General features: G+C 71.1%; 22 protein-coding genes. 10 read left to right on the plus strand and 12 right to left on the minus strand.

Features of this window, described 5'->3' with window-relative positions; all coding sequences use genetic code 11:
* Positions 1 to 80: 80 nt before the first annotated feature.
* Positions 81 to 1,187 carry a LacI family DNA-binding transcriptional regulator gene (locus AB0H37_RS06665; protein WP_360611786.1) on the minus strand — a complete coding sequence of 369 codons (1,107 nt, stop codon included), beginning with the start codon at positions 1,185 to 1,187 and terminating at the stop codon, positions 81 to 83.
* Positions 1,188 to 1,540: 353 nt separating this feature from the next.
* Between AB0H37_RS06665 and AB0H37_RS06670 the strand changes: the two genes are divergently transcribed.
* Positions 1,541 to 2,155, plus strand: a complete 615-nt coding sequence (locus tag AB0H37_RS06670; protein ID WP_229810196.1) for a TetR/AcrR family transcriptional regulator — start codon at positions 1,541 to 1,543, stop codon at positions 2,153 to 2,155.
* A gap of 406 nt (positions 2,156 to 2,561) precedes the next feature.
* Here AB0H37_RS06670 and bldC read toward each other — a convergent pair whose 3' ends face one another.
* A complete protein-coding gene (gene bldC, locus AB0H37_RS06675) occupies positions 2,562 to 2,765 on the minus strand; it encodes a developmental transcriptional regulator BldC (protein WP_012850682.1) in 204 nt (67 codons plus the stop codon).
* Between the two features lie 273 nt (positions 2,766 to 3,038).
* Positions 3,039 to 3,956: a hypothetical protein gene (locus tag AB0H37_RS06680; protein ID WP_179831848.1), complete on the minus strand. Its 918-nt coding sequence runs from the start codon at positions 3,954 to 3,956 to the stop codon at positions 3,039 to 3,041.
* Between the two features lie 105 nt (positions 3,957 to 4,061).
* Between AB0H37_RS06680 and AB0H37_RS06685 the strand changes: the two genes are divergently transcribed.
* Together AB0H37_RS06685 and AB0H37_RS06690 are read left to right on the plus strand one after the other, a co-directional pair.
* Positions 4,062 to 5,144 carry a Glu/Leu/Phe/Val dehydrogenase gene (locus tag AB0H37_RS06685; protein WP_179831847.1) on the plus strand — a complete coding sequence of 361 codons (1,083 nt, stop codon included), beginning with the start codon at positions 4,062 to 4,064 and terminating at the stop codon, positions 5,142 to 5,144.
* Between the two features lie 335 nt (positions 5,145 to 5,479).
* Positions 5,480 to 5,686: a DUF3073 domain-containing protein gene (locus AB0H37_RS06690; RefSeq protein WP_179831846.1), complete on the plus strand. Its 207-nt coding sequence runs from the start codon at positions 5,480 to 5,482 to the stop codon at positions 5,684 to 5,686.
* Between the two features lie 200 nt (positions 5,687 to 5,886).
* On the opposite strand, the gene purM is transcribed toward AB0H37_RS06690, so the two are convergent.
* Positions 5,887 to 6,927, minus strand: a complete 1,041-nt coding sequence (gene purM / locus AB0H37_RS06695; RefSeq protein WP_360611787.1) for a phosphoribosylformylglycinamidine cyclo-ligase — start codon at positions 6,925 to 6,927, stop codon at positions 5,887 to 5,889.
* On the minus strand, positions 6,924 to 8,378 hold the full coding sequence (purF, locus tag AB0H37_RS06700; RefSeq protein WP_179831844.1) for an amidophosphoribosyltransferase: 1,455 nt from the start codon (positions 8,376 to 8,378) through the stop codon (positions 6,924 to 6,926). Before purF ends, purM begins: the two co-directional genes overlap by 4 nt.
* A gap of 127 nt (positions 8,379 to 8,505) precedes the next feature.
* Between purF and AB0H37_RS06705 the strand changes: the two genes are divergently transcribed.
* Positions 8,506 to 8,871: a hypothetical protein gene (locus AB0H37_RS06705; protein ID WP_329096648.1), complete on the plus strand. Its 366-nt coding sequence runs from the start codon at positions 8,506 to 8,508 to the stop codon at positions 8,869 to 8,871.
* A 24-nt stretch (positions 8,872 to 8,895) separates the two neighbouring features.
* Here the strand turns inward: AB0H37_RS06705 and AB0H37_RS06710 are convergent, their stop codons facing one another.
* Positions 8,896 to 9,534, minus strand: coding sequence for a LamG domain-containing protein (locus AB0H37_RS06710; RefSeq protein ID WP_329096650.1), 639 nt, complete (start codon positions 9,532 to 9,534; stop codon positions 8,896 to 8,898).
* A 102-nt stretch (positions 9,535 to 9,636) separates the two neighbouring features.
* Positions 9,637 to 10,080 carry a sterol carrier family protein gene (locus AB0H37_RS06715; RefSeq protein WP_360611788.1) on the minus strand — a complete coding sequence of 148 codons (444 nt, stop codon included), beginning with the start codon at positions 10,078 to 10,080 and terminating at the stop codon, positions 9,637 to 9,639.
* A 128-nt stretch (positions 10,081 to 10,208) separates the two neighbouring features.
* Here AB0H37_RS06715 and AB0H37_RS06720 point away from each other — a divergent pair, with 128 nt between their 5' ends.
* The 3 genes from AB0H37_RS06720 to AB0H37_RS06730 all read left to right on the plus strand — a co-directional run bounded on the left by AB0H37_RS06720 (position 10,209) and on the right by AB0H37_RS06730 (position 14,528).
* Positions 10,209 to 12,110 carry a serine/threonine-protein kinase gene (locus AB0H37_RS06720; protein WP_360611789.1) on the plus strand — a complete coding sequence of 634 codons (1,902 nt, stop codon included), beginning with the start codon at positions 10,209 to 10,211 and terminating at the stop codon, positions 12,108 to 12,110.
* A gap of 136 nt (positions 12,111 to 12,246) precedes the next feature.
* Positions 12,247 to 13,410 carry a S8 family peptidase gene (locus AB0H37_RS06725; RefSeq protein ID WP_360611790.1) on the plus strand — a complete coding sequence of 388 codons (1,164 nt, stop codon included), beginning with the start codon at positions 12,247 to 12,249 and terminating at the stop codon, positions 13,408 to 13,410.
* 149 nt (positions 13,411 to 13,559) lie between these two features.
* A complete protein-coding gene (locus tag AB0H37_RS06730) occupies positions 13,560 to 14,528 on the plus strand; it encodes a hypothetical protein (RefSeq protein WP_329096657.1) in 969 nt (322 codons plus the stop codon).
* Positions 14,529 to 14,693: 165 nt separating this feature from the next.
* On the opposite strand, the gene AB0H37_RS06735 is transcribed toward AB0H37_RS06730, so the two are convergent.
* A complete protein-coding gene (locus AB0H37_RS06735) occupies positions 14,694 to 15,053 on the minus strand; it encodes a PRC-barrel domain-containing protein (protein WP_218934914.1) in 360 nt (119 codons plus the stop codon).
* 8 nt (positions 15,054 to 15,061) lie between these two features.
* Positions 15,062 to 15,718 carry a hypothetical protein gene (locus AB0H37_RS06740; protein ID WP_360611791.1) on the minus strand — a complete coding sequence of 219 codons (657 nt, stop codon included), beginning with the start codon at positions 15,716 to 15,718 and terminating at the stop codon, positions 15,062 to 15,064.
* Between the two features lie 516 nt (positions 15,719 to 16,234).
* Here AB0H37_RS06740 and AB0H37_RS06745 point away from each other — a divergent pair.
* The 3 genes from AB0H37_RS06745 to AB0H37_RS06755 all read left to right on the plus strand — a co-directional run bounded on the left by AB0H37_RS06745 (position 16,235) and on the right by AB0H37_RS06755 (position 17,572).
* Positions 16,235 to 16,483, plus strand: a complete 249-nt coding sequence (locus AB0H37_RS06745; RefSeq protein ID WP_360611792.1) for a hypothetical protein — start codon at positions 16,235 to 16,237, stop codon at positions 16,481 to 16,483.
* A gap of 46 nt (positions 16,484 to 16,529) precedes the next feature.
* Complete coding sequence (locus tag AB0H37_RS06750) at positions 16,530 to 17,108, plus strand: DUF5994 family protein (protein WP_360611793.1); 579 nt, start codon at positions 16,530 to 16,532, stop codon at positions 17,106 to 17,108.
* A 65-nt stretch (positions 17,109 to 17,173) separates the two neighbouring features.
* Positions 17,174 to 17,572, plus strand: a complete 399-nt coding sequence (locus tag AB0H37_RS06755) for an STAS domain-containing protein (RefSeq protein ID WP_360611794.1) — start codon at positions 17,174 to 17,176, stop codon at positions 17,570 to 17,572.
* Between the two features lie 162 nt (positions 17,573 to 17,734).
* Here AB0H37_RS06755 and AB0H37_RS06760 read toward each other — a convergent pair whose 3' ends face one another.
* From AB0H37_RS06760 to AB0H37_RS06770, 3 genes are all read right to left on the minus strand, one after another.
* Positions 17,735 to 18,046, minus strand: coding sequence for a DUF6458 family protein (locus AB0H37_RS06760; protein WP_329096660.1), 312 nt, complete (start codon positions 18,044 to 18,046; stop codon positions 17,735 to 17,737).
* Between the two features lie 257 nt (positions 18,047 to 18,303).
* Positions 18,304 to 19,542, minus strand: coding sequence for a PP2C family protein-serine/threonine phosphatase (locus AB0H37_RS06765; RefSeq protein WP_360611795.1), 1,239 nt, complete (start codon positions 19,540 to 19,542; stop codon positions 18,304 to 18,306).
* Positions 19,543 to 19,652: 110 nt separating this feature from the next.
* Positions 19,653 to 19,943: a UBP-type zinc finger domain-containing protein gene (locus AB0H37_RS06770; protein WP_360611796.1), complete on the minus strand. Its 291-nt coding sequence runs from the start codon at positions 19,941 to 19,943 to the stop codon at positions 19,653 to 19,655.
* Positions 19,944 to 20,090: the final 147 nt, after the last annotated feature.

The raw sequence follows: 20,090 nt of genomic DNA on the forward strand, positions 1-20,090 counted from the left end.
ACGCGCGGATCACGGCACGCAGCGGGCCGACGGGAGCGAGGGGAGGGCGGGGGACGTCCTGAAGCGGCGCACAGGCGGGGTCACATGGCGGGAGCGGGCCCCGTCGTCGAGCGGACCACCAGATGCGGGACGACCAGCTTCTGCCGCGCGGCGCGGGAGGGGTCGCCGATGCGCGCGGTGAGCATCTCGGCGGCCACCCGGCCCATGTCGCGGCGCGGCTGGTCGACGCTGGTCAGCGAGATGTGCCGGATCGCCGCGAGATGGGTGTTGTCGTAGCCGATGATCGAGAGGTCCGCCGGGACCCGCATGCCGAGCTCGTCGGCGGCCGACAGCGTCCCGGTGGCGACCAGGTCGTTGGGAGCGAAGATCGCGGTCGGCCGGGCGTCGCGGCGCAGCAGGGAGAGCGTGGCCCGGTAGCCGCCGTCCTCGGTGAAGTCGCCGGGCTCGACGACGATCTCGGCGGCCAGGTCGTGCCGCCGCATCGCCTTCTCGTAGCCGGCGCGGCGGTAGCGCGCGGTGGTGGAGCGCGCGCCCTCGATGTGCGCGATCCGGCGGTGACCGTGCTCGACGAGATGGTCGACGGCGAGGCTCGCGCCGAGCTCGTCGTCGTCCACCACGATGTCGACGCCGACCACGTCGCGCTCGCCGACGACCACCACGGGGACGCTGGCGGCGGCCTCCTTGAGCGACTCCGGGACGACGCTGAGCAGCACCAGCCCGTCCACCCGCATCTCCAGGAACGCCTCGACCGCCTCGGCCTCGAACATCGGGTCCCAGCGGCCGCTGCCGACCAGCATTCGCAGCCCCGCGCCGTGCAGGCTCTCCTGGAGCCCGTCGAGGAACTCGGCGAAGAACGGGTTGTGCAGGTCGGCGACGATGGCGCCGATCAGCCGGGTGCGTCCCTCGACCAGGCTGCGCGCCACGGCGTTCGGGCGGTAGCCGAGCTCCCGGGCGGCCTGCAGGACGGCCTGCCTCCGGCGTTCGCTCACGTGCGGTGACCCTCGCATGACCAGCGAGACGAGCGATTTGGACACTCCGGCGCGTTCGGCCACATTGCGGATCGTCGGTTTCGGCGCGGGCACCGCCTTGCCCTCGTCGCGCGGTGCGGGAGAGGGCTCGCTGCGCGGCCGGGGCACCGCGCCCTCTCCCAGCATGTCGTGCGGGGGATTTCCTTCTTCAGCTGACATGGCACTCCGTCCAGGGGAACCAGCAGGACCTGCCGCGGCAGCGCCCCGGTGGGGGGATTCGGCGCGCCGCCCTCCGCTCGGGAGGAGATGCCATGATGCCGCGCCTCACCCCCATAGCGCCGCGACAGCGAGTAACGGGCATCCGACAAAGGTGGTTCGGGCCTGTGGTGTTCTGGATCACAGTCGTGCCGGGGAACGGACACGACCCGGTGGCGGGCCCGCCACCGGCGCGCTCGGTGTGCACCCCTGACCGCGCCCGGCTCGGATACCCTGCCCAGGTGGGAGATCGTGCGGGGGCCGGTGCAAAGGCGCGCAGCCGGCCGAACGGCGGGCGCGGCCGTCGTCGACTCAGCGTGGACGAGCGACGGGACGAACTGATCGAGGCGGCGCTGCAGCTGTTCAGCACGCGCTCGCCCGAGGACGTCTCGATCGACGACGTCGCGGCGAAGGCGGGAGCCTCCCGCGCGCTGGTCTACCACTACTTCGGCGGCAAGAACGAGCTGTACATCGCGGCGCTCGGCAGCGCCGCGAAGCACCTGTCGGTGCTGCTGGAACCTCCCACGGAGGGCAAGCCGCTCGAACGGCTCCGGATCTCGCTGAAGCGCTACTTCGATTTCGTGGAGAGCCACGCGGCCGGTTACACGGCACTGCTGCGCGGCGGGCCGGCCGACCGCTCGGGCGAGGCCGGCGAGATCGTGGACGGGATCCGCCGGCTGCTGCTGGACCGGATCCTGCACTCACTGGACGTCGACGTTCCGCCGCCGATCCTGCGCATCACGCTGCGCTGCTGGATGGCGACCGTGGAGACCGCCGGCCTGGACTGGCTGGAGAACCGCGACGTGTCACGCCCCGACCTGGAGCGGCTGCTGGTCGACCAGCTCGTGGTGATCATGCAGATCTCCGGCAGGCACGACCCGGGCACGGGTGCCCTGTTCGACCGCCTGGCCCACGAAGAGATGAGCCATTAGCCGCGCGGAGACGAACCAGTAACCGTTCGACCTGCGGTTATCGCCACGACGTGCGCGGAATTTCGGACATCCAACTCGGCTGCGTCCACAACCGGACACAACCCCCGGAACGGAACTCCGTTGTTCCGACGACCGCGTGCTCTTCCTTCGGGAGCGAGCGCCGCGGCTCCGGGACCGCGGTCTGCCCCCGGGAGCGGGCGGTCTGGTGCCCGTCCCGGGGACAGTGCGGCTTCGGCGTTCGGGACCGACGGTTCTCGGATGACCGTGGTCCCGTGTCGGCCAGGAGACCACCGAGCGGGTCCCCGCACGTAACTCGGGCGCGAGGTCCGTTCAAGGGCCTCCTGGCCGCCCCCCTCTTGCGCTGTGCGCCCGGAGGGCTCCCCTGGAGCCCTGCCGGTCGGCGTGACTACTCCGAGCGCTGCTGCGGGATTCCCGCGAGCAGCGCCCGCACCTCCGCCTCGCGGTACCGGCGATGCCCGCCGAGCGTGCGGATCGACGTGAGCTTTCCCGCCTTCGCCCAGCGCGTGACGGTCTTGGGGTCGACGCGGAACATCGTCGCCACCTCCGCCGGCGTCAGCAGGGGCTCGGCCTCTGGCGTACGTGCTGACATGTTTGCGGCCTCTCCTCCGTGGACCGATGACAGCGATCCTGCGATTGATCCTCGCGTGGTCACTGATGTCCCCTATGGCCCGAAAGAGCCACTATGACATCACAACGTGTAACCTTGCCACCACTCAGCGCAACAAGCAAGTTCCTGGCGGTAGTTGCGTGCAAACATCCCCGCGAGAGCGGGGTGGTGTGCGTGTCCGGTGGCGGCTGGGTCACGCTGCGTGATTCTAGCGACACGTATAGTCGTATCGCGCGCGGATTCGGGAAATTTGTTTTAGTTCGCGGCCTCCAGCGCCCGCACGGGGCGCCAGCGGGCCAGGAGACGCTTGTACATCGCGACGGTCAGCTCGACCTCACCTCGCTCCATACCGGTGAGGGCCACGGTCATCTCCGCGACCGACTCGTCAGTACGGAGCGTGGTGTCGTCCAGGAGATGGACGAGCCCGCCGTAGTCGAGTTCCACCAGCGCGCGGGGATGGAACTCGCCGAGCCACCGGCCGAGGGTCTCCAGCCGTCCCGCCGACAGGAGGTAGACGTCCTCCGTGCCCTCGCCGAGGTTCTCGCGCACCACCGGGAGCGCGGCCGCCACCCGGCGGCGGGCCTCCCCCATCGAGGTGACGTAGATCAGGGTCCGCGCGGGCGCCGCCGTCGCCGGGCCGTGGGCCGCGAACTCCTCGGCCGTGTCGTCCGCAGGCCGGTGCCCGGCCCCCGGCGTGCCGAGCATCAGGCACCGCTCACCGCGCGCGAACGGCACGAACCAGTCCAGCGGGACGTGCCAGGTGCTCGTCAGGATGTGCGGGCGGAGGGAGCGGCCGGCGTTCTTCCACTGCTCGAAGTCGCTGCGCACCCGCTCGGAGAGGGGCGGCGGGACGAAGGCCGCCGCCACGCCCGCCGCGTGCTCGTCCCTGAAGCGCTCGAAGGCCAGCCAGGACCGCAGCCGCGTCCCCCACGGGCACACGTAGATCATGTCCTCCAGGCGCCGCACGTAGGCGTCCCTGCTCTCCCGTTCCGGGACGACCTCGGGCGGCGAGCCCGTCAGCCTGAGCACGGCCTCCCGGTTCTCCACCCCGAGCGCGTGGATCCGCCTGGGACGGCGCCTGGAGTCGGCGTAGACCGTCCACAGGGTCCGCGCGGGCTCCGGGAAGGCGGTCACCGGTTCATAAACCCGTAGGTACGCCGCGTACGGAAGCACCATCGCATCGTGACATGAGAATCGCATCGTGGCAGGAGATTCGGTCGGGCGTGGCGCCATCGCGCGCCCTAGGCTGATCTTAGAGACAGAGAGGAGGGCACTACCGTGCCTAATGTCTTCGGGGCGCCCCACAAGGGCACCGAACCCCGACACGAGCAGGTCGTCTTCTGCCAGGACGAGGCCAGCGGCCTGCGCGCCATCATCGCCATCTACTCCACCGCGCTCGGCCCGTCCTTGGGAGGCACCCGCTTCTACCCGTACGGCTCCGAGGAAGAGGCCCTCGCCGACGTGCTGAACCTGTCCCGGGGCATGGCGTACAAGAACGCACTGGCCGGGCTCGACCTCGGCGGCGGCAAGGCCGTCATCATCGGCGACCCCGCCACGGACAAGTCCGAGGCGATGCTGCGGGCCTACGGGCGGTTCGTCCAGTCGCTGAACGGCCGGTACTACACGGCGTGCGACGTGGGCACCTACAGCGAGGACATGGACATCGTCGCGCGCGAGTGCCGCTTCGTCACCGGACGGACGGTCGCGCACGGCGGCGCCGGCGACTCGTCCATCCTCACGGCGTTCGGCGTGTTCCAGGGGATGCGGGCCGCGGCCGAAACGGTGTGGGGCCGTCCGACGCTGCGCGGCAGGCGGGTCGGGGTGGAGGGCGTCGGGAAGGTCGGCCACCGCCTGGTGGAGCACCTGCGCGAGGACGGCGCGGACGTCGTGATCTGCGACGTGTCCGAGGCCGCCGTCGACCGCGTCCGGGCGCTGCACCCCGAGGTGGAGGTCGTCTCCGACGCCGACGCCATGGTCCGCACGGAACTCGACGTGTACGCGCCGTGCGCGCTGGGCGGCTCCCTCGACGACGACACCGTGCCCGTGCTGGCCGCCAAGGTCGTCTGCGGCGCCGCCAACAACCAGCTCGCCCACACGGGCGTGGAGAAGCGCCTCGCCGACCGCGGCGTCCTGTACGCGCCCGACTACGTGGTGAACTCCGGCGGTGTGATCCAGGTCGCGGACGAGATCGAGGGCTTCAACTTCGACCGCGCCAAGGCCCGCGCAGCGGGCATCTACGACACCACCCGGAAGATCTTCGCGCTGGCCTCCGACGAGGGCGTCCCGCCGGCGGTGGCCGCCGACCGCCTCGCCGAGCGCCGGATGTCGGAGGTCGGCAGGCTGCGCGGCATCCTTCTCTGAGCTCCCGGAAGGCGCGGCCTCCGCGCTTGCGGAAGGCGCGGCCGGGGGGTGGGATCCCTAGACCTGTTTAGACCGTTGCAAAACCGTTGTGAGGGCCGCTGTGGGGCGGCGTACGACCGTCCCACGGTGGCCTTCCCACGTTGACGTGACCACCGGATACACTGCCGTTATCAGCAAGAGGGGCGCCGCCACGTACCGTCGATGTACCGAGCCAGGCGCAAAACGGGTACGGTTGTACTCGTGACTGACGCATGGCTCATCAGGCACCGGTTCGTGTGGTACACGCGCGCGTTGATGGGCCCACGAAAGCCCTGACCATCGAGGGGGTCGAGCCAATGGGTCGCGGCCGAGCCAAGGCCAAGCAGGTGAAGGTTGCCCGGCAGCTCAAGTACAACACCGGCAACACGGACCTCGACCGCCTTAAGGATGAACTGGGAGTCAGCGACTCCGGCGAAGACTCCTATGACGAGCTCGTCGAGAAGTACGCCGACTACGCCGACGACTACGGCACGGAGACCCGCAAGGACGGCACCTCCGGTTGACCGTTGGACAGCACGCCACCGCCCGCACCGCCGGGCGGTGGCGTTTGTCATGAGCCGGAGCACGCCCGGGGACCGCCGCTCACGCTGAGCGACCCCACGGGCCGCGTCTGGTGTCCGGCATGCCCTTGTTGACCCGAGAGGTCCGAGAGACGCTCAGCGTCCCGTTCAGCCCCGCCCGCGAGGCGGGCAGGGCCGGCGGGTCAGCGGAGGGTCGCGTCGCCGGTGCCTTCGGCGATCTCGCCGAGGGGCCAGGACGGGACGCCGCGGGAGGCCAGCAGGCGGAGCGCCTCGTCGGCGCGGTCCGGGGCGACGATCGCGGCCATGCCGACACCGAGGTTGAACGTCTTGTCCATCTCGGCCTGCGGTACGTCGCCGTGCGCCTGGAGCAGGCGGAAGACGGCCGGGACCTCCCAGGACGAGCGGTCCAGCACGGCGTCCACCCCCGGCGGAAGCGACCGGGCCAGGTTCGCCGCCAGTCCGCCGCCCGTGATGTGCGCGAACGCCCGCACTCCGCCGGCCTCGGCCAGGGCCAGGCAGTCCTTGGCGTAGATGCGCGTCGGGGTGAGGAGTTCCTGGCCCAGCGGACGGTCGAGTTCGGCCGGGCGGGTCTCCAGCGTCAGGTCCGTCGTCGCCAGGATGTGCCGGACGAGCGAGTACCCGTTCGAGTGGATACCGGACGACGCCATCGCGAGCACGACGTCGCCCGCCCTCACCCGCTCCGGCCCCAGGATCCGGTCGGCCTCGACGACGCCCGTCCCGGCGCCCGCCACGTCGAACTCGTCGGCCTCCAGCAGGCCGGGGTGCTCGGCCGTCTCGCCGCCCACGAGGGCGCACCCGGCCAGGGCGCACGCGTCGGCGATCCCGCCGACGATGTCGGCGACGCGCTCCGGAACGACCTTGCCGCAGGCGATGTAGTCGGTCATGAACAGCGGTTCGGCCCCGCACACCGCGAGGTCGTCGATGACCATGCCGACCAGGTCGTGCCCGATCGTGTCGTAGACGCCGAGACGCCGCGCCAGGTCGACCTTGGTACCGACGCCGTCCGTGGACGTCGCGAGCAGAGGTCTGGTGTAGCGCAGCAGTGCCGAGGCGTCGAAGAGCCCCGCGAACCCGCTGACGTCGTCGACGACCTCGGGCCGCCGCGAACGGGCCACCCGGGACTTCATCAGCTCGACGGCGCGCTCGCCCGCCGCGATGTCGACGCCTGCGGCCTCGTAGGAGGTCGTCGGGCGGTCCGTCATCGAGTGGCCTCCAGCAGGTGCTTGCCGCGCGCGTCCTGCTCCACCGGGATGGGGTACTGGCCGTCGAAGCACGCCCGGCACAGGCTGTCCTTGGCGATGTGCGTGGCGGAGATCAGCTCGTCCAGGGAGACGTAGCCGAGCGAGTCGGCGCCGATGGAGTCGCGGATCTCCTCCACCGACAGGTTCCCGGCGATCAGCTCGGCCCGGGTCGCGAAGTCGATGCCGTAGAAGCAGGGCCAGGAGACGGGCGGGCTGGAGATCCGCACGTGCACCTCGGCGGCGCCCGCGTCCCGCAGCATCGACACGATGGCGCGCTGGGTGTTGCCGCGCACGATCGAGTCGTCCACCACGACCAGGCGTTTGCCCTCGATCGCCTCCCGCAGCGGGTTCAGCTTCAGCCGGATGCCGAGCTGGCGGATCGTCTGGGACGGCTGGATGAACGTCCGGCCGACGTAGGAGTTCTTGACCAGGCCCTGGCCGTAGGGAATGCCGGACGCCTCGGCGTAGCCGATCGCGGCCGGCGTGCCCGACTCGGGCGTCGGGATGACCATGTCGGCCTCGACGGGGTGCTCGCGGGCCAGCCGCCGCCCGACCTCGACGCGGGTGGCCTGGACGCTGCGCCCGGCGATCGTCGTGTCGGGCCGCGCCAGGTACACGTACTCGAACAGGCAGCCCTTCGGGCGCGCCTCGGCGAACCGCTCGGACCGCACGCCCTCGCCGTCGAGCGCGATCAGCTCGCCCGGCTCGATCTCCCGGACGAACCGGGCGCCGACGATGTCGAGACCGGCCGTCTCCGAGGCGACCACCCAGCCGCGGTCCTCCAGGGCGCCGAGCACGAGCGGCCGGATGCCCTCGGGGTCGCGGGCCGCGTAGAGCGTCCCCTCGTCCATGAAGACCAGGGAGAACGCGCCGCGCGTCGCCGGGAGGATCTCCCGGGCCGCCTCCAGCGCGCCGCCCTGGCCGCGCGCGGCGAGCAGGGCGGTCAGGACCTCGGTGTCGGTCGTGGCGGTCAGCTCGCCGGGGTCCAGCCGCGCGGCCAGCTCCGGCGTGTTGATGAGGTTGCCGTTGTGGACGAGCGCCAGCCCGCCGTCGTCGGTGGACCGGAACGTCGGCTGCGCGTTCTCCCACGTGGGCGAGCCCGTCGTGGAGTAGCGGCAGTGGCCGACGGCGATGTGGCCGCGCAGGGTGTTCAGCACCGACTCGTCGAAGACCTGGGCGACGAGGCCCATGTCCTTGAACACGACGATGCGCGAGCCGTCGCTGACGGCGATGCCCGCCGACTCCTGCCCGCGGTGCTGGAGCGCGTACAGCCCGTAGTACGTGAGCTTGCTCACTTCGGCCCGGGCCGCCTCCTCGGCGGGAACCCAGACGCCGAAGACCCCGCAGGCGTCCTGCGGAGCACGGTCGGAGGGATCGATGTCGTGGCTCAGACGTCCGTCACGGAGAGGCACGTTCGCCAGTCTAGATGCCCGGTTCACCTGCTCCGATCGGTGGCATCTCCTTAACCGACCTTTACTCCCTGAAACCACGGGGATCACGGGGTGCGGGGAAATCTGGGGACGACACGTGGAGGAACGCATGACGATGCCCGGGTACCGCACCCACTCTCCCCCCGCGCCGCCGTGGCGGAGCACCCTGGCGCGGGCCTCCCAGGTGCTCGGGATCGTCGGCCTGGCCGGGCTCGCGGCGTGCTTCGCGGGGATGATCCCGGCGCTCGTGGGCCTCGTCCTGGGGACGGTCTCCCTCGTGCGCCGCGACCCCGACCGGCGCCCCGCCCTCGTGGGGGTGGTCTGCTCCGCGGTCGCCCTGCTGATCGGCTCCGGGACGCTCTTCTGGCTGCTGAGCAAAGCGGCCCAGTGCGGGGACGCGGCCCGGTACCCGGACGACCTGTCCCGGCGGAGCTGCGTGGAACGCGAGTTCCCGTTCGCCCAGGCGACCCCCTAGTAACCCGGTCCGGCCCGGCCGGATCTAACCGCCCGGCTGGTCGGCCAGGGCGCGGACGGCCTCCTGCCCGAGCGCCGAGGCGTACACGCGCAGATCTTCGATGAGGCCGCCGAAGCCGGGCTTGGCGGGCTCTCTGCCCAGGTAGATGGGCCCGGCCGGGGTGACGACGGGATGTTCCAGCGAGGCGCCGGAGTCCTGCTCCCCGTCGACGTAGAGGGCCATGCCCCGGGTGTCCACGACGAAGGCGATGTGGGCCCATTCGCCCACGGTCAGCCTGGCCTGGCTGTCGATGTAGTCGGGACCTTTGACGGTGAACAACTGGACGCGCAGCCGCATCGCGTCCGGGTAGAGCCACAGGCCGAGGCCGCGCGCGTCGTTCTCGGCGACGGGCTTGTAGAGGAGGCTTCGCCACTCACCGGTGGGCCCCTCGTCGACCCGGACGAAGAACGCCAGGCCGAACCCGAAGATCTGGCTCAGGACGAGTTGCGGCGCCGCGGGGATCACGGCGCGGTCGTGCTCGCCGAGCGCCAGCGCCTCCCCGTCCCGCCCGGGGACGATCCGGGCGGTCTCCGCGAGTTCGGCGGAGGGGGCGGCTCCGGCGGTGTCGGCCGCCCGGCGGCCGTCCACGGTGCCGGCGTCGAACGTCCAGTGCGCGATCAGCACGGGGATCACCTCCGGTAAGGCGCGCGTTACCCGCGCACGCTATGCGCGCCTTCCCCTCCCGTCGAGCCCGTCCCGTCGAGCCCGTCCCGTCGAGGGGAACCTTCAGTCGAGGGGCAGCGGGAGGTGGGCCGTCAGGTCGGCGCGCGGGCCGCTCGCCCGTACCCGTCCGTTCGCCGCGGCGTCTTCCCAGGTGAGGCGGCCGGTGGCCAGCGCGATCCACGTGGCGGCGTCCATCTCCACCACATTCGGTGGCGTACCCCGGGTATGGTGCGGGCCGTCGATGCACTGAACGGCGGCGTGCGGAGGGACCCGGACCTCCACCGAACGGCCGGGGGCGAGCTCGGCCAGCCGGTCGAGCAGGTACCGCACCGCTCCCCTGACCACCGGACGGCTCGCTTCGGCGCCTCCCGCCTCGATGCCGGCGAGGACCGTGTCCAAGGCCGCGCGGCGCAGCGCGGCGGGCTCGTCCGCGCCGGTGTAGGGCGCCAGCCCGAGCGCGGCGCGCTGCTCGTTCAGGACGGTGGAGGAAAGCGGTGTTCGCGGCATCGCCGACGACGCTACCGGGTCGGCCCCGGTACCGCGCAGGCGGTAGAAAGGACCCGGTGCCAGGCATGGGGGTGCAGGGAACGGGGAGGCCGGGGACGCCGTCCCCGGAGGAGACGGAGGTTCGTCAGATGCCCGAGGCGCTGCCCCTGCAGCCGGGCGACCCGACACGGCTCGGCTCGTTCGAGATCACGGGACGGCTCGGCGTGGGCGAGCAGGGCGCCGTCTTCCTCGGCGGGGACCCGTCCGGGCGCCCCGTCGCCGTGAAGGTCCTGCACGTGCGGTTGAGCGGCGAGCCGGTCGCCCGGTCGCGGTTCGCCGACGCGTTCGCCCCGGCCCGGAAGGTCTCCGGCTTCTGCACGGCGGCGATCCTGCACGCCGACGTGGAGGGCGACCGCCCCTACGTGGTGAGCGAGTGGGTCGACGGGCCCTCCCTCCAGCAGCTCGTGGACGAGGAGGGCGTGCGCGGCGCCGTCGTCGTGGAGCGCGTGGCGATCGGCATGGCGATCGCCTTGGCCGCCGTCCATCGCGCGGGCGCCGTCCACCACGATCTGAAGCCCGGGAACGTTCTTCTCGGCCGGGACGGCCCCCGGATGAGCGACTTCGCCATCGCCCACGCCATGGAGGCCGTGAACGTGGCGTTCCGCGGGCACATGACCGAGGACCCCGGCTACAAGTCCCCCGAGCAGTTGAGCGGCATGGGCATCGGCCCGGCCGCCGACGTGTTCGCGTGGGCGTCGACCGTCCTGTTCGCCGCCGCGGGCAAGCCGCCGTTCGGCGAGGGCTCGCCGTCCGGGGTGATGCAGCGGATCGTCTACGACGAGGCCGACCTGTCGGAGCTGCCCGACTCCCTGCGCGAGGTGGTGACGGCCGCCCTGGCCAAGGACCCGGCCGAGCGTCCGATGGCCAGGACGATCCTCGAACGGCTGCTCGGCAGGGGCAGCGCGCTCGCCGAGCGCCTGCCGGCCTCGATGGTCGAGGAGGGCCGCGCCCTCGCGACCGGCGTGATGGTCCGCCACACCCTGTCCCGGGTCACGCAGCCTCCGCGTCCCCCCATGGATGCCCCGGGAAGCCCCATGGGAGCCGCTCCCCCGGCCGGGTTCACGCCGGGCCCCGCCACGCCCCCCGGACCGCCTCCGGGACCGCCTCTGGGGCCGCTTCCGGGGCCGGCCGCGGACTCCGCGTCGCCTTCGGTGCCGCTGCTCGGGAAGCTCTCGCGCTCCCGCCGGGCGCGTCCGGAGCCCGGCCCGCAGCCCGAACCGTCCGCCGCCGACCTCGACCCCGCCGCGTTCGAGGCGACCACGACCTTCAACGCGGTCGGCATGAACCGGCCCGAGCAGCACGCCCACGCGGGCGGGCGCGACCAGGCCGAGCAGACGGCGAGGTTCGACGCCGTCGGGACCGACCGGACGGCCACGTTCGACGCCGTCGACATGACGGCCCCGCCGGACCCCACCGCGCCGAACCCGCTCATCCCAGGGCTGGGACAGGGGCGCGAGGGCGGCGGGCACCGCTCCCCGAACCGCCCCTCGCCCTTCGCGGCCCTCGCGAAGATGCGGCGCCCCGGCAACCACGTCCTCGGCCTGGCGCTGTCGCTGGCCATCGGCGTCAGCGTCGGCATCGCCATCATCGCCCTGGTCCTGTGGCCCCAGTTGAAGGCGGACGACGACGGGTCGCCGCCCGACAGCACCAACACCTCCGACAACCGCCCGGTGACCACGATCCCGGCCTCGTTCGCGGGGACGTGGAAGGGGACGGTGGTCAACACGGGCCGCAACGCGTCCTTCCCGGTGGAGATCACGTTCCAGACCGGCGGGACGACCGGGCGCGCCCTGTACCCGCGGGAGAACTGCAACGGCACCCTCCGGCTCGCCCGGGGCACCGAGAGCGCGCTGAAGATGAACCTGGAGATCGGCAAGCCGTGCACGTCCGGGGTCGTGCAGGTCACCCGGCAGCCGGACGGGACGCTCCAGTACACCTGGACGAGGCCGGGGACGAGCCTCGGCTACGGAGGACGGCTCAGCCGGACCTGACCTGCTTCTGCCAACTCCGGCAATGCGTCCACTTTGTCGCCTCATATCAGGACAGTTCCGCTAAGGTTTCCCCTCGATCGAAACCATCGATCATGAGCGGGACGCCTCCGCGCGCTCCCCGGCAGAAGGAGGAGCCTTGCGGGCTGTCCACCGAAGGCTGCTGCTCGTCGGCTCGGTCGCGGCGTGCCTCGGCGCCGCCGCGGCGTTCCCGGTGCTCGCCGACGACGCGCCGTCCCTGGTGAAGGTGACGGCGGCGGAGGGCACCCCGGTGCCCGGCCGGTACATCGTCACGCTGAAGACCGGCGCGTCCACCGACGCCGCCGCCAAGAACGTCAAGGCGACGGGCGTCCGGCGCTTCGACGGCGTCCTGAACGGCTTCGCCGCGCGGCTGAGCGACGACCAGCTGAACAAGCTGCGCCGCGACGACCGCGTCGCCGCGATCGAGCAGGACCAGATCGTCCGGGCCACCACGACCCAGCGCGCACCGCTGCCCTGGGGACTCGACCGCATCGACCAGCGGTCGGCGAAGCTGTCCAAGACCTACACCTACAAGTCGTCCGGCGCGGGCGTGAACGCCTACATCATCGACACCGGCCTGGACGTCAAGCACAAGGAGTTCGGCGGCCGCGCCTCGATCGCCTGGGCGGCGAGCAGGTTCAACGGCGACGGACGTGACTGCAACGGCCACGGCACCCACGTCGCGGGCATCATCGGCTCCAAGACCTACGGCGCCGCCAAGTCCGTGAAGCTGCGGGCCCTGCGCGTCCTCGACTGCAACGGCGAGGGCTCGATGTCGGACATCGTCGACGCCGCCAACTGGCTGCGCACCCACGCCGCCAAGCCGGCCGTGGCGAACATGTCCCTCGGCGGCCCCAAGTCCACGGCGGTGAACACCGCCGTGATGAACCTGTCCAAGTCCGGGGTGTTCACCTCCGTCTCCGCCGGCAACTCGAACGCCGACGCCTGCAAGGTCTCGCCGGCCGGTGCCGGCTGGGTCATGGCGGTCGGCGCGACCACCAAGAGCGACACGCGCGCCTCGTTCTCCAACTGGGGCAAGTGCGTCGACATCAACGCCCCCGGCTACGGCATCTACTCGACCTGGCCCGGCGGCGGCCACAAGGCGCTCAGCGGAACGTCCATGGCCGCCCCCTATGTCAGCGGTGTCGCCGCCCTCTACCTGTCGACCCACCCGAAGGCCACCTTCCCGACGGTGCAGAAGGTGCTGAACGACAACTCCACCCACACCCTCAAGGGACTGCGTTCGCAGCCCAACAGGCTCCTGTGGAAGGGCAAGCTGTGAGTCCCGTCACGTAGGATGGCCCGGCTCCCAGCAAGGGAGCCGGGCATCTCGCGCCTTCGCCCCGCCCCCTCACCGCAGGGGTTTACCCTTGGCGAGGCAGACGGCTCTTTAACGTTCCTTGACCTTCGGCCATGACGAGAGGAGATCATGTGGAGACCCCCGCCTCCACCCGTCGGCACGCTGACCGCCGCCCTCGCCGGCGACACGCCGCCGCGGCTCTCGTGGCCCTCGCCGCCGCGGTGCCCATGGTCGCCGCCGCCACGCCGTCCGCGGCCGCGCCGGCGTCCCTGCCCCTCGATCCGGGCGACAGCGGCAAGTTCGCGAAGCTGAACCGTCAGATCGAGCAGCTCGACAAGGAGTACGGCGGCGACCTCGCCAAGCTGAAGGACGCCGAGTTCGCCGCGAAGAAGGCGCTGGACAAGTCCAACGACCTGCAGCGCGACCTCCGGGAGGCCCGCGGCGTCGTCGCCCAGCTCGCCGCGTCCCAGTACATGACGAACGGCGAGGACCCCACCGTCACCTTCCTGGCCGACGCGGACCCCTCCGACCTGCTCAGCAACGCCACCCTGGTCAGCCACCTCGCCCAGAACAAGGCGGGCAAGGTCGCCCAGATCCAGAAGCTCGTCAACGACCAGCTGACGGCCCGCAAGCAGGCCCAGCAGAAGATGACGGAGCTGACCAAGGAGATCAAGGACCTGAGACGGCGCAAGTCGCAGATCCAGTCCCTGGTCAAGAAGTACAAGCCCGAGTCCCCGAGCGTCGGCATGGGCGGCGTCACCCCGCGCATGCTCAAGGTGAAGAACACCCTCGACCTGGAGATGGGCCCCTTCCCCACGATCGGCTGCGTCCGGCTCACCGGCGACCCCCAGGACCACGGCTCAGGCCACGCCTGCGACTTCATGGTGACCACGGGCGGCGTCATGGCCTCCGGCAGCGCCAAGTCCCTGGGCGACCGCACCGCCGACTACGCCATAGCCCACGCCAGCGCCCTCGGCATCAAGTACATCATCTGGCGCCAACGCATCTACGACCTCCGCAGCCCCGGCTGGCGCTCCATGGAGAACCGAGGCGGCGTGACCGCCAACCACTACGACCACGTCCACATCTCGGTCTTCTAGCCGCATCCAGCCCGGCCAACGCCGCGACTGAACCGTTGACGACCGGCTGGACGTACACCGGCTCTGCAAGGCTCCGCTGGTAGACGCGTGCGCCTTGGGCGCAGGTCAACGCCATGACCGACGGGAGTGCCATTGCGTGTGCCCGTTCGGTCGGGTGCGCAACGGTCAGCGGCGAGCGAGTTGGCGTTCGCCGCCCGCGCCGGGTCGGTACTCCAGGCCGTAGTGCCGGAAGACGGCTTCCTCGTCCTCGGCGGGCAGGACGTCATCGGTGCCGATCGCCGGGCAGTGCTTGACCAACGACCTGTCGTGGGCGACCCGCACGTAGCCGGGCCCGGCGGTCGCGCCGTCCAGCGGGACGAAGGTCAGCCGGTGGCGGGTGGGCAGGCCGATCCGCACGGTGGCCATGGCGGGTTCGTCGGTGCTGGTGTCGACGTAGACCGACTCCAGCGTGCCGATCTTGCGTCCGCCGGGATCGATGACGGGATGCGTGCGCCATTCCCGGATCTCGGCCAATTGGATCATCATGGCTCCTTTCACTGGGCCCCCTGGGTTCGGGGGCCCCAGTCTTCGTCGTCCAACCCGTCCCAGGTCGGCAGGTCCCTTGCCGGTCCGCGTTGCCGGCGGGTGCCCGTGCCTCGTGGCCGCGCGGCACCGGGCGGTGTGGCGGCGGGTTCGTCCAAGCGGGGTTTGAGTCGCCGGTAGCGTTCCTCGGCTTCCTCGACGCTGAGGTCGAGGACGGCGGCGATCTGTTCGAAGCCCATGCCCGAGGCTTGCGCGGTGTTCAGCAGGCGAGCTTCGGTCTGGTCGATGTTCAGGCGGGCGGTGCTCAGCACCACCAGTGCCGCGGCCACATCCACCGGCTCGGGGCTGTCGCCGGCGCCCCGCAGGGCCTGGTCACCGGCGGCGATGACCGCATCGATCGCCTCGCGGTCGGGCAACGGCCGCTTCCTGGCCTCCCAGAGGAATTCGTCCACGCCGGTCGCGTGCCTGGCGGTCAGATGGGCCCGTGCCTGCTGGACGCTCTGGGGCGCCGGAACGGGCAGGTCGACGAAAGCGACCGCCTGCGAATGGAGGACGGCGTCGTTGTGCGGGGGAATGCGCTGCGGGGCGTGGACGGCCAGGCCCGGGTCGGTGGGAGCGTTGCGGATCGTCGGGCTCCGGAGGATGGCGGCGCGGTCTGCGGCGGTCATGGGGCTCATCTCCGGTTCACTCGCGTCGATCAGGGATCGTGACGTCTCCAGATCCGCAACAGGTGGGAAGAAGTCCAGGGCCGCCCTGCTCGGGGAGGAGCGGGACGACCCTGGAGCAGACCGGCGCAGCCCCCGCAGTGACCGGCCAATCTCAGTCAACTCCTGCGCCCCGATTATGGACACAGGCGATCGGCGCACATGCCATCACTTTTGCTGATGACCGTCGCCCGGGAGGAACAGCACGTTTTTTCCAGTATATCCCTTCAGAAATCATTTCTGGATTATACGGATATTACCGAATATGCGGGTAGACTTAAATTATCCGGCAAGACGACATCCCCGTTCTGAGGTTGATCCGCCGTACCGGCTCACCCCGAGAGGGGAGTCATGCCGATCTCGCACAGTCCGCGGGTCAGCGAACGAACTGGGCGCACCAGCCGAACCGGTCCGGCGCCCGAGCCGACCCCGCCTTGCCCTGGGTTCCCCGAGCCGCGCGAGCCCCGGCTCGCGCCGCGGGTGACGGCGACCCGCACCGGAGTGGTGTGGTCCGGTCTGTGGGCCGTCGCGGTCATCTTCATCGTCTTCATGGTGTTCGTGGTGAGCAACACCGGCGATGTGCGGGTCTCATTCGCCGGTATGAGCGGCGTCCTGCCACTGGCGGTGGTGCTCATGGCGGCCATGGCCGCCGGGACCGCGGTCGCGCTGATCCTGGGCACCGCCCGTCTCACCCAACTGCGCCCGCTGACCCGCAAGCGCCTCCGATGAGAAGCGGCCCGCCGCATCACCCGAACTCCAACGGAAGGCGCCCACCATGTGGACCACCACCGAACGCCGCACAACGATCAGCCTGTCGCCGCCTTCGACTCCACGGCTGCGGCTGCGTCCCGTGGCCCCTCCCGGCTCGGCGCGAACGGTGCTGGACGGTGCCTGGTGGCCCCGGTCGACCGACCCGGTCGCGGAGTTGCCAGGGCTGATCCTGGCCCTGCAGGACCACGGCCCCATCGACGACCACAGGCCCATCACCCATGTCCTGCTCCGGGTGGACGACTGGGACGACCGTCCACGCCGGCTGCGCATCGACGGCCCGGACGACGCGCGGGTGGTGCGGCTCAGCTGGTTCGACTCCCTTCCCCCCGGGCTGCTCACGGCGATCCACGCGGACGGCCGGCGCGTCGATCTGCTCACCGTCCCGGCCTCCACGCCTCGGGCCGAGGCCGAGGCCGCGATGGAACTGGCGTCGCACCCCGCCAACCACCTTCACACCCCCGACCTGCTGGCCACCCTCACCCCACCATCCGGCCGGACGGACCGGGCCGGCATCCGCGACGAGTCGGAGAGCGCCTGGGAGTCCGAGGGCGGGCGCTTGCGAGAAGACCTCGCGGCGCGCTGATGCGGCCCCCGCCCGTCACCAGGACCGGTCCGAGCGCCAGGGCCCTTCCACGATCGGAGATCGTCATGACCGCAGTCACCCCCGCCCCCGCGCCGGCCGCCGGGGGCCTGGTCCGGGCCCCCGACGAGGTGAGCATGCCGACCCGCCGACGTCCTGGGCACACCATCGTCGCGTTGACGGGCGCCTTGGACCGCGCCGCCGCTCCGGCACTGCGCGAGCACCTGATCGGAGTGTTGCGGCACAGCGGCCGACTGCTGATCCTCGACCTGAGTGAGGTCGCGTCCGCCGACGCCGCCGGGCTGGCCGTGCTGGTCGGTGCCCAACGCCGCGCCGCCGGATTCGGCGTCATCGTGCGCCTGACCGCCCCCAACCCGCAGGTCGCCGCGCTCCTGAACGTCACCGGGCTCGGGCGCGCATTCAACGTCCAGCCGATCCGGGACCTCCACGCCGAACTCGCCGCCTGACCGCGATCACACCGGGCAACGGAGGCGACGCGAACAGGCCGCGCCCGAGGTGAGAGCCGGCGCCGCGAAGGCGGCGGAACCGCTGTCGAGAGACGGCGGTTCCCCGGACCTTCGCGGCGCGGCCGCTCAGGGCCTCCCAGCAGGGCAGGCGTGCACCCTGGTCTAGCGTCGGCTCCGTCGCAGCCGCCGGGCGCGGCCGTCGCGGGTGGGACCGTCGGCATCGGGCGGGTCGTCGCCGCGCGGGTCCTGCGGCCCGCGGGCCGCTTCGTCGATGGCGTCTCGGCGGCTGCGGGCGGACCATGTTTTCGGGGGTGACATTCCGCCCATGACCAGCGGAAGCAGCAGCACAGACGCGCCGGCGGCCATCAAGATGGCGCCCACCGTGTGCAGATCGATACCGCGTATGGATCCGGTGACGGCGAAGGTGAGGATCGCACCGATGGTCAGCAGCGCGATGCCGCCGGCTACCGGCATCACACGCCGCCCTTCAGGGAATTCGAGTGAATGATCCAGGCGGTGAGGTCCATGACCTGACTCCTAGACGAGCCATGAATTCGATGACTGCCAGGAGCGGTCTTCCGGACCGGTCGAAGCAGCGGCCCCAATGCGCCGCGGAGAGTACGGCCACCGGGCCGACATGCCCGTTCGTTCTCATCCAACCCCGCCCCACCAGCGGGGGAAACAGCGAATTTCCGAACATTCCTTCTCGCCAGGAGATGACGGGGCTTCGGTCACAGCAGTGGTCTGGTGAGGTGGTCGGCGGAGCCGCCGCGCCACTCGATGAGGAAGAGGCTGGCATCGTCGCTGGTGACCCCGCCTCTTTCCCGCATGAGCGTGTGGGAGAGTTTCCGCACCATCTGCTGCACGGTCGCGCTGGCGGGCCCGACGCGTTCGATGGTGGCGATCAGGCGTTCCTCGCCGAACTGCTCCCCGCCGGTCGTGTGCTCTTCGATGAGGCCGTCGGTATAGGCCAGGACCCGGTCGCCGCGGCGGAGCTGCTCACTGTTGATCTGGGGTGTCGAGCCGCCGAAGCCCACGGGCAGCGTCCCGGGACCCTCCAGCACTCCGATGACCTTGTGATCACGGATCAGCATCGGCGCCGGGTGCCCGGCGTTGACCCATTCCAGGTGGCCCGTTCCGATGTTGAGGCGCATCATCTGCGCGGTGACGAAGTGGTCGGGGCCGAACTGCTGGTCGATGGCGGTGTCCATGAACGAGTACAGCTCGGCGAGGCCGGCGTCGGCGCGTCTGGCGTGCCGGTAGGCGCCCACGGCGACGGTGGCCAGTACGGCGGCGTTCAGGCCGTGGCCCATCGCGTCGATCATGGCCAGGTGCAGAACGTCGTCGTTGAGGGCGTAGTCGAGGCTGTCGCCGGCGACGTCGTAGGCGGGCTCCAGGATCCCGGCGATGGCGACCTGCGGCGTCATCATGGTGAGCGGGGGCAGCAGTGACCACTGGATCTCCGCGGGCACGCTCATCGGCTCGCGTCGCCGGGTCCGGAAGAACTGGTCGGTGTAGCGGTTCTTGGTCACCAGCATGTCGGCGACGAGCCCCGCGAGCCGTCGCAGCAGTCGGCGTTCGTCGTCGTCGACCTCGTCGAGGGTCAGGGACATCACCCCGATCTCGTCGCTGCCGTCCAGCAGGGGCAGGAACATGCGCACACCGTCGGTCTGCGGGTCTTCGACGATGCGCTCCGTCAGGAACGCGCGACCGGCGGCGGAACCCTCCAACGGCAGGGGCTCACCGTGGGTGAGACCCCTGCCCCGCAGCGGCACCAGCGCGAGCTGGGCGTAGTCCTGCAAGTGGATCGAGACGTCCCGGCCGCCGATCGCGCGTATCTCCTCGGCCACCAGCGGTGCGATGAGCTGGGGCGGCATCTCGTGCGCCCGGTCCAGCAACTGGCCGAGCAGCCGCTCGCCGAAGCCTTCGCTGCGATCGACGACGCCCTCGATCCCGGTCCATTCCCCCACAGCCGTTTGTGTTCCCCCATGGCGTACTGCTAACTCTATGTGTCCGAGAATATTCAGATCGCGAACGATCCGGCTTGGCGGGTCGTCGGTCACCGGAAGCCTGGTCGGAGTCAGACCCTGCGTTCGTGGACGTAGCACCATCGCCAGGTGGATCCCGGCCCCATGGCGGCCGCGACCGGATGGTCGGTCTCCTGGTAGTGCGCTTGTGCGTGCCGGTGCGGCGAGTCGTCGGAACAAGCCACCCAGCCGCAGGTCAGGCAGATGCGAAGAGCCGTCCACACGGCTCCGTGCGCCTCGCACGCCGGGCAGCCGCGCGATCGTGGAGCGACGGGCGTCAGCCAGTCCGCGTGCTCGCAGTGGGGTGCCGAGCCGTTCGGGCTGGCGGGCGCAATCGAGGTCATGATGTGGACTCTCATCTCGTGGTTCATCGAGAGCCCCCTTTTCCGAGCACCGCGGCGCGCTGCCATCGGATCAGTACTCGAGTTCTGGACGTGCGGATGCCGACGGCGTGCATGCGATACAGCACCTGCCGAGGCAGGAAGTCAGGC

The sequence above is a fragment of the Actinomadura sp. NPDC023710 genome (assembly GCF_040639875.1).
In the GTDB taxonomy this organism is placed as follows: Bacteria; Actinomycetota; Actinomycetes; order Streptosporangiales; family Streptosporangiaceae; genus Spirillospora; species Spirillospora citrea.

Coding starts and splice junctions, on each gene's coding strand:
- AB0H37_RS06665 (WP_360611786.1), bottom strand. CDS start 1,187: ATGTCAGCTGAAGAAGGAAATCCCCCGCACGACATGCTGGGAGAGGGC.
- bldC (WP_012850682.1), bottom strand. CDS start 2,765: ATGTCAGCACGTACGCCAGAGGCCGAGCCCCTGCTGACGCCGGCGGAG.
- AB0H37_RS06690 (WP_179831846.1), top strand. CDS start 5,480: ATGGGTCGCGGCCGAGCCAAGGCCAAGCAGGTGAAGGTTGCCCGGCAG.
- purM (WP_360611787.1), bottom strand. CDS start 6,927: ATGACGGACCGCCCGACGACCTCCTACGAGGCCGCAGGCGTCGACATC.
- AB0H37_RS06705 (WP_329096648.1), top strand. CDS start 8,506: ATGACGATGCCCGGGTACCGCACCCACTCTCCCCCCGCGCCGCCGTGG.
- AB0H37_RS06715 (WP_360611788.1), bottom strand. CDS start 10,080: ATGCCGCGAACACCGCTTTCCTCCACCGTCCTGAACGAGCAGCGCGCC.
- AB0H37_RS06720 (WP_360611789.1), top strand. CDS start 10,209: ATGCCCGAGGCGCTGCCCCTGCAGCCGGGCGACCCGACACGGCTCGGC.
- AB0H37_RS06735 (WP_218934914.1), bottom strand. CDS start 15,053: ATGATGATCCAATTGGCCGAGATCCGGGAATGGCGCACGCATCCCGTC.
- AB0H37_RS06740 (WP_360611791.1), bottom strand. CDS start 15,718: ATGACCGCCGCAGACCGCGCCGCCATCCTCCGGAGCCCGACGATCCGC.
- AB0H37_RS06750 (WP_360611793.1), top strand. CDS start 16,530: ATGTGGACCACCACCGAACGCCGCACAACGATCAGCCTGTCGCCGCCT.
- AB0H37_RS06755 (WP_360611794.1), top strand. CDS start 17,174: ATGACCGCAGTCACCCCCGCCCCCGCGCCGGCCGCCGGGGGCCTGGTC.
- AB0H37_RS06760 (WP_329096660.1), bottom strand. CDS start 18,046: ATGCCGGTAGCCGGCGGCATCGCGCTGCTGACCATCGGTGCGATCCTC.
- AB0H37_RS06770 (WP_360611796.1), bottom strand. CDS start 19,943: ATGACCTCGATTGCGCCCGCCAGCCCGAACGGCTCGGCACCCCACTGC.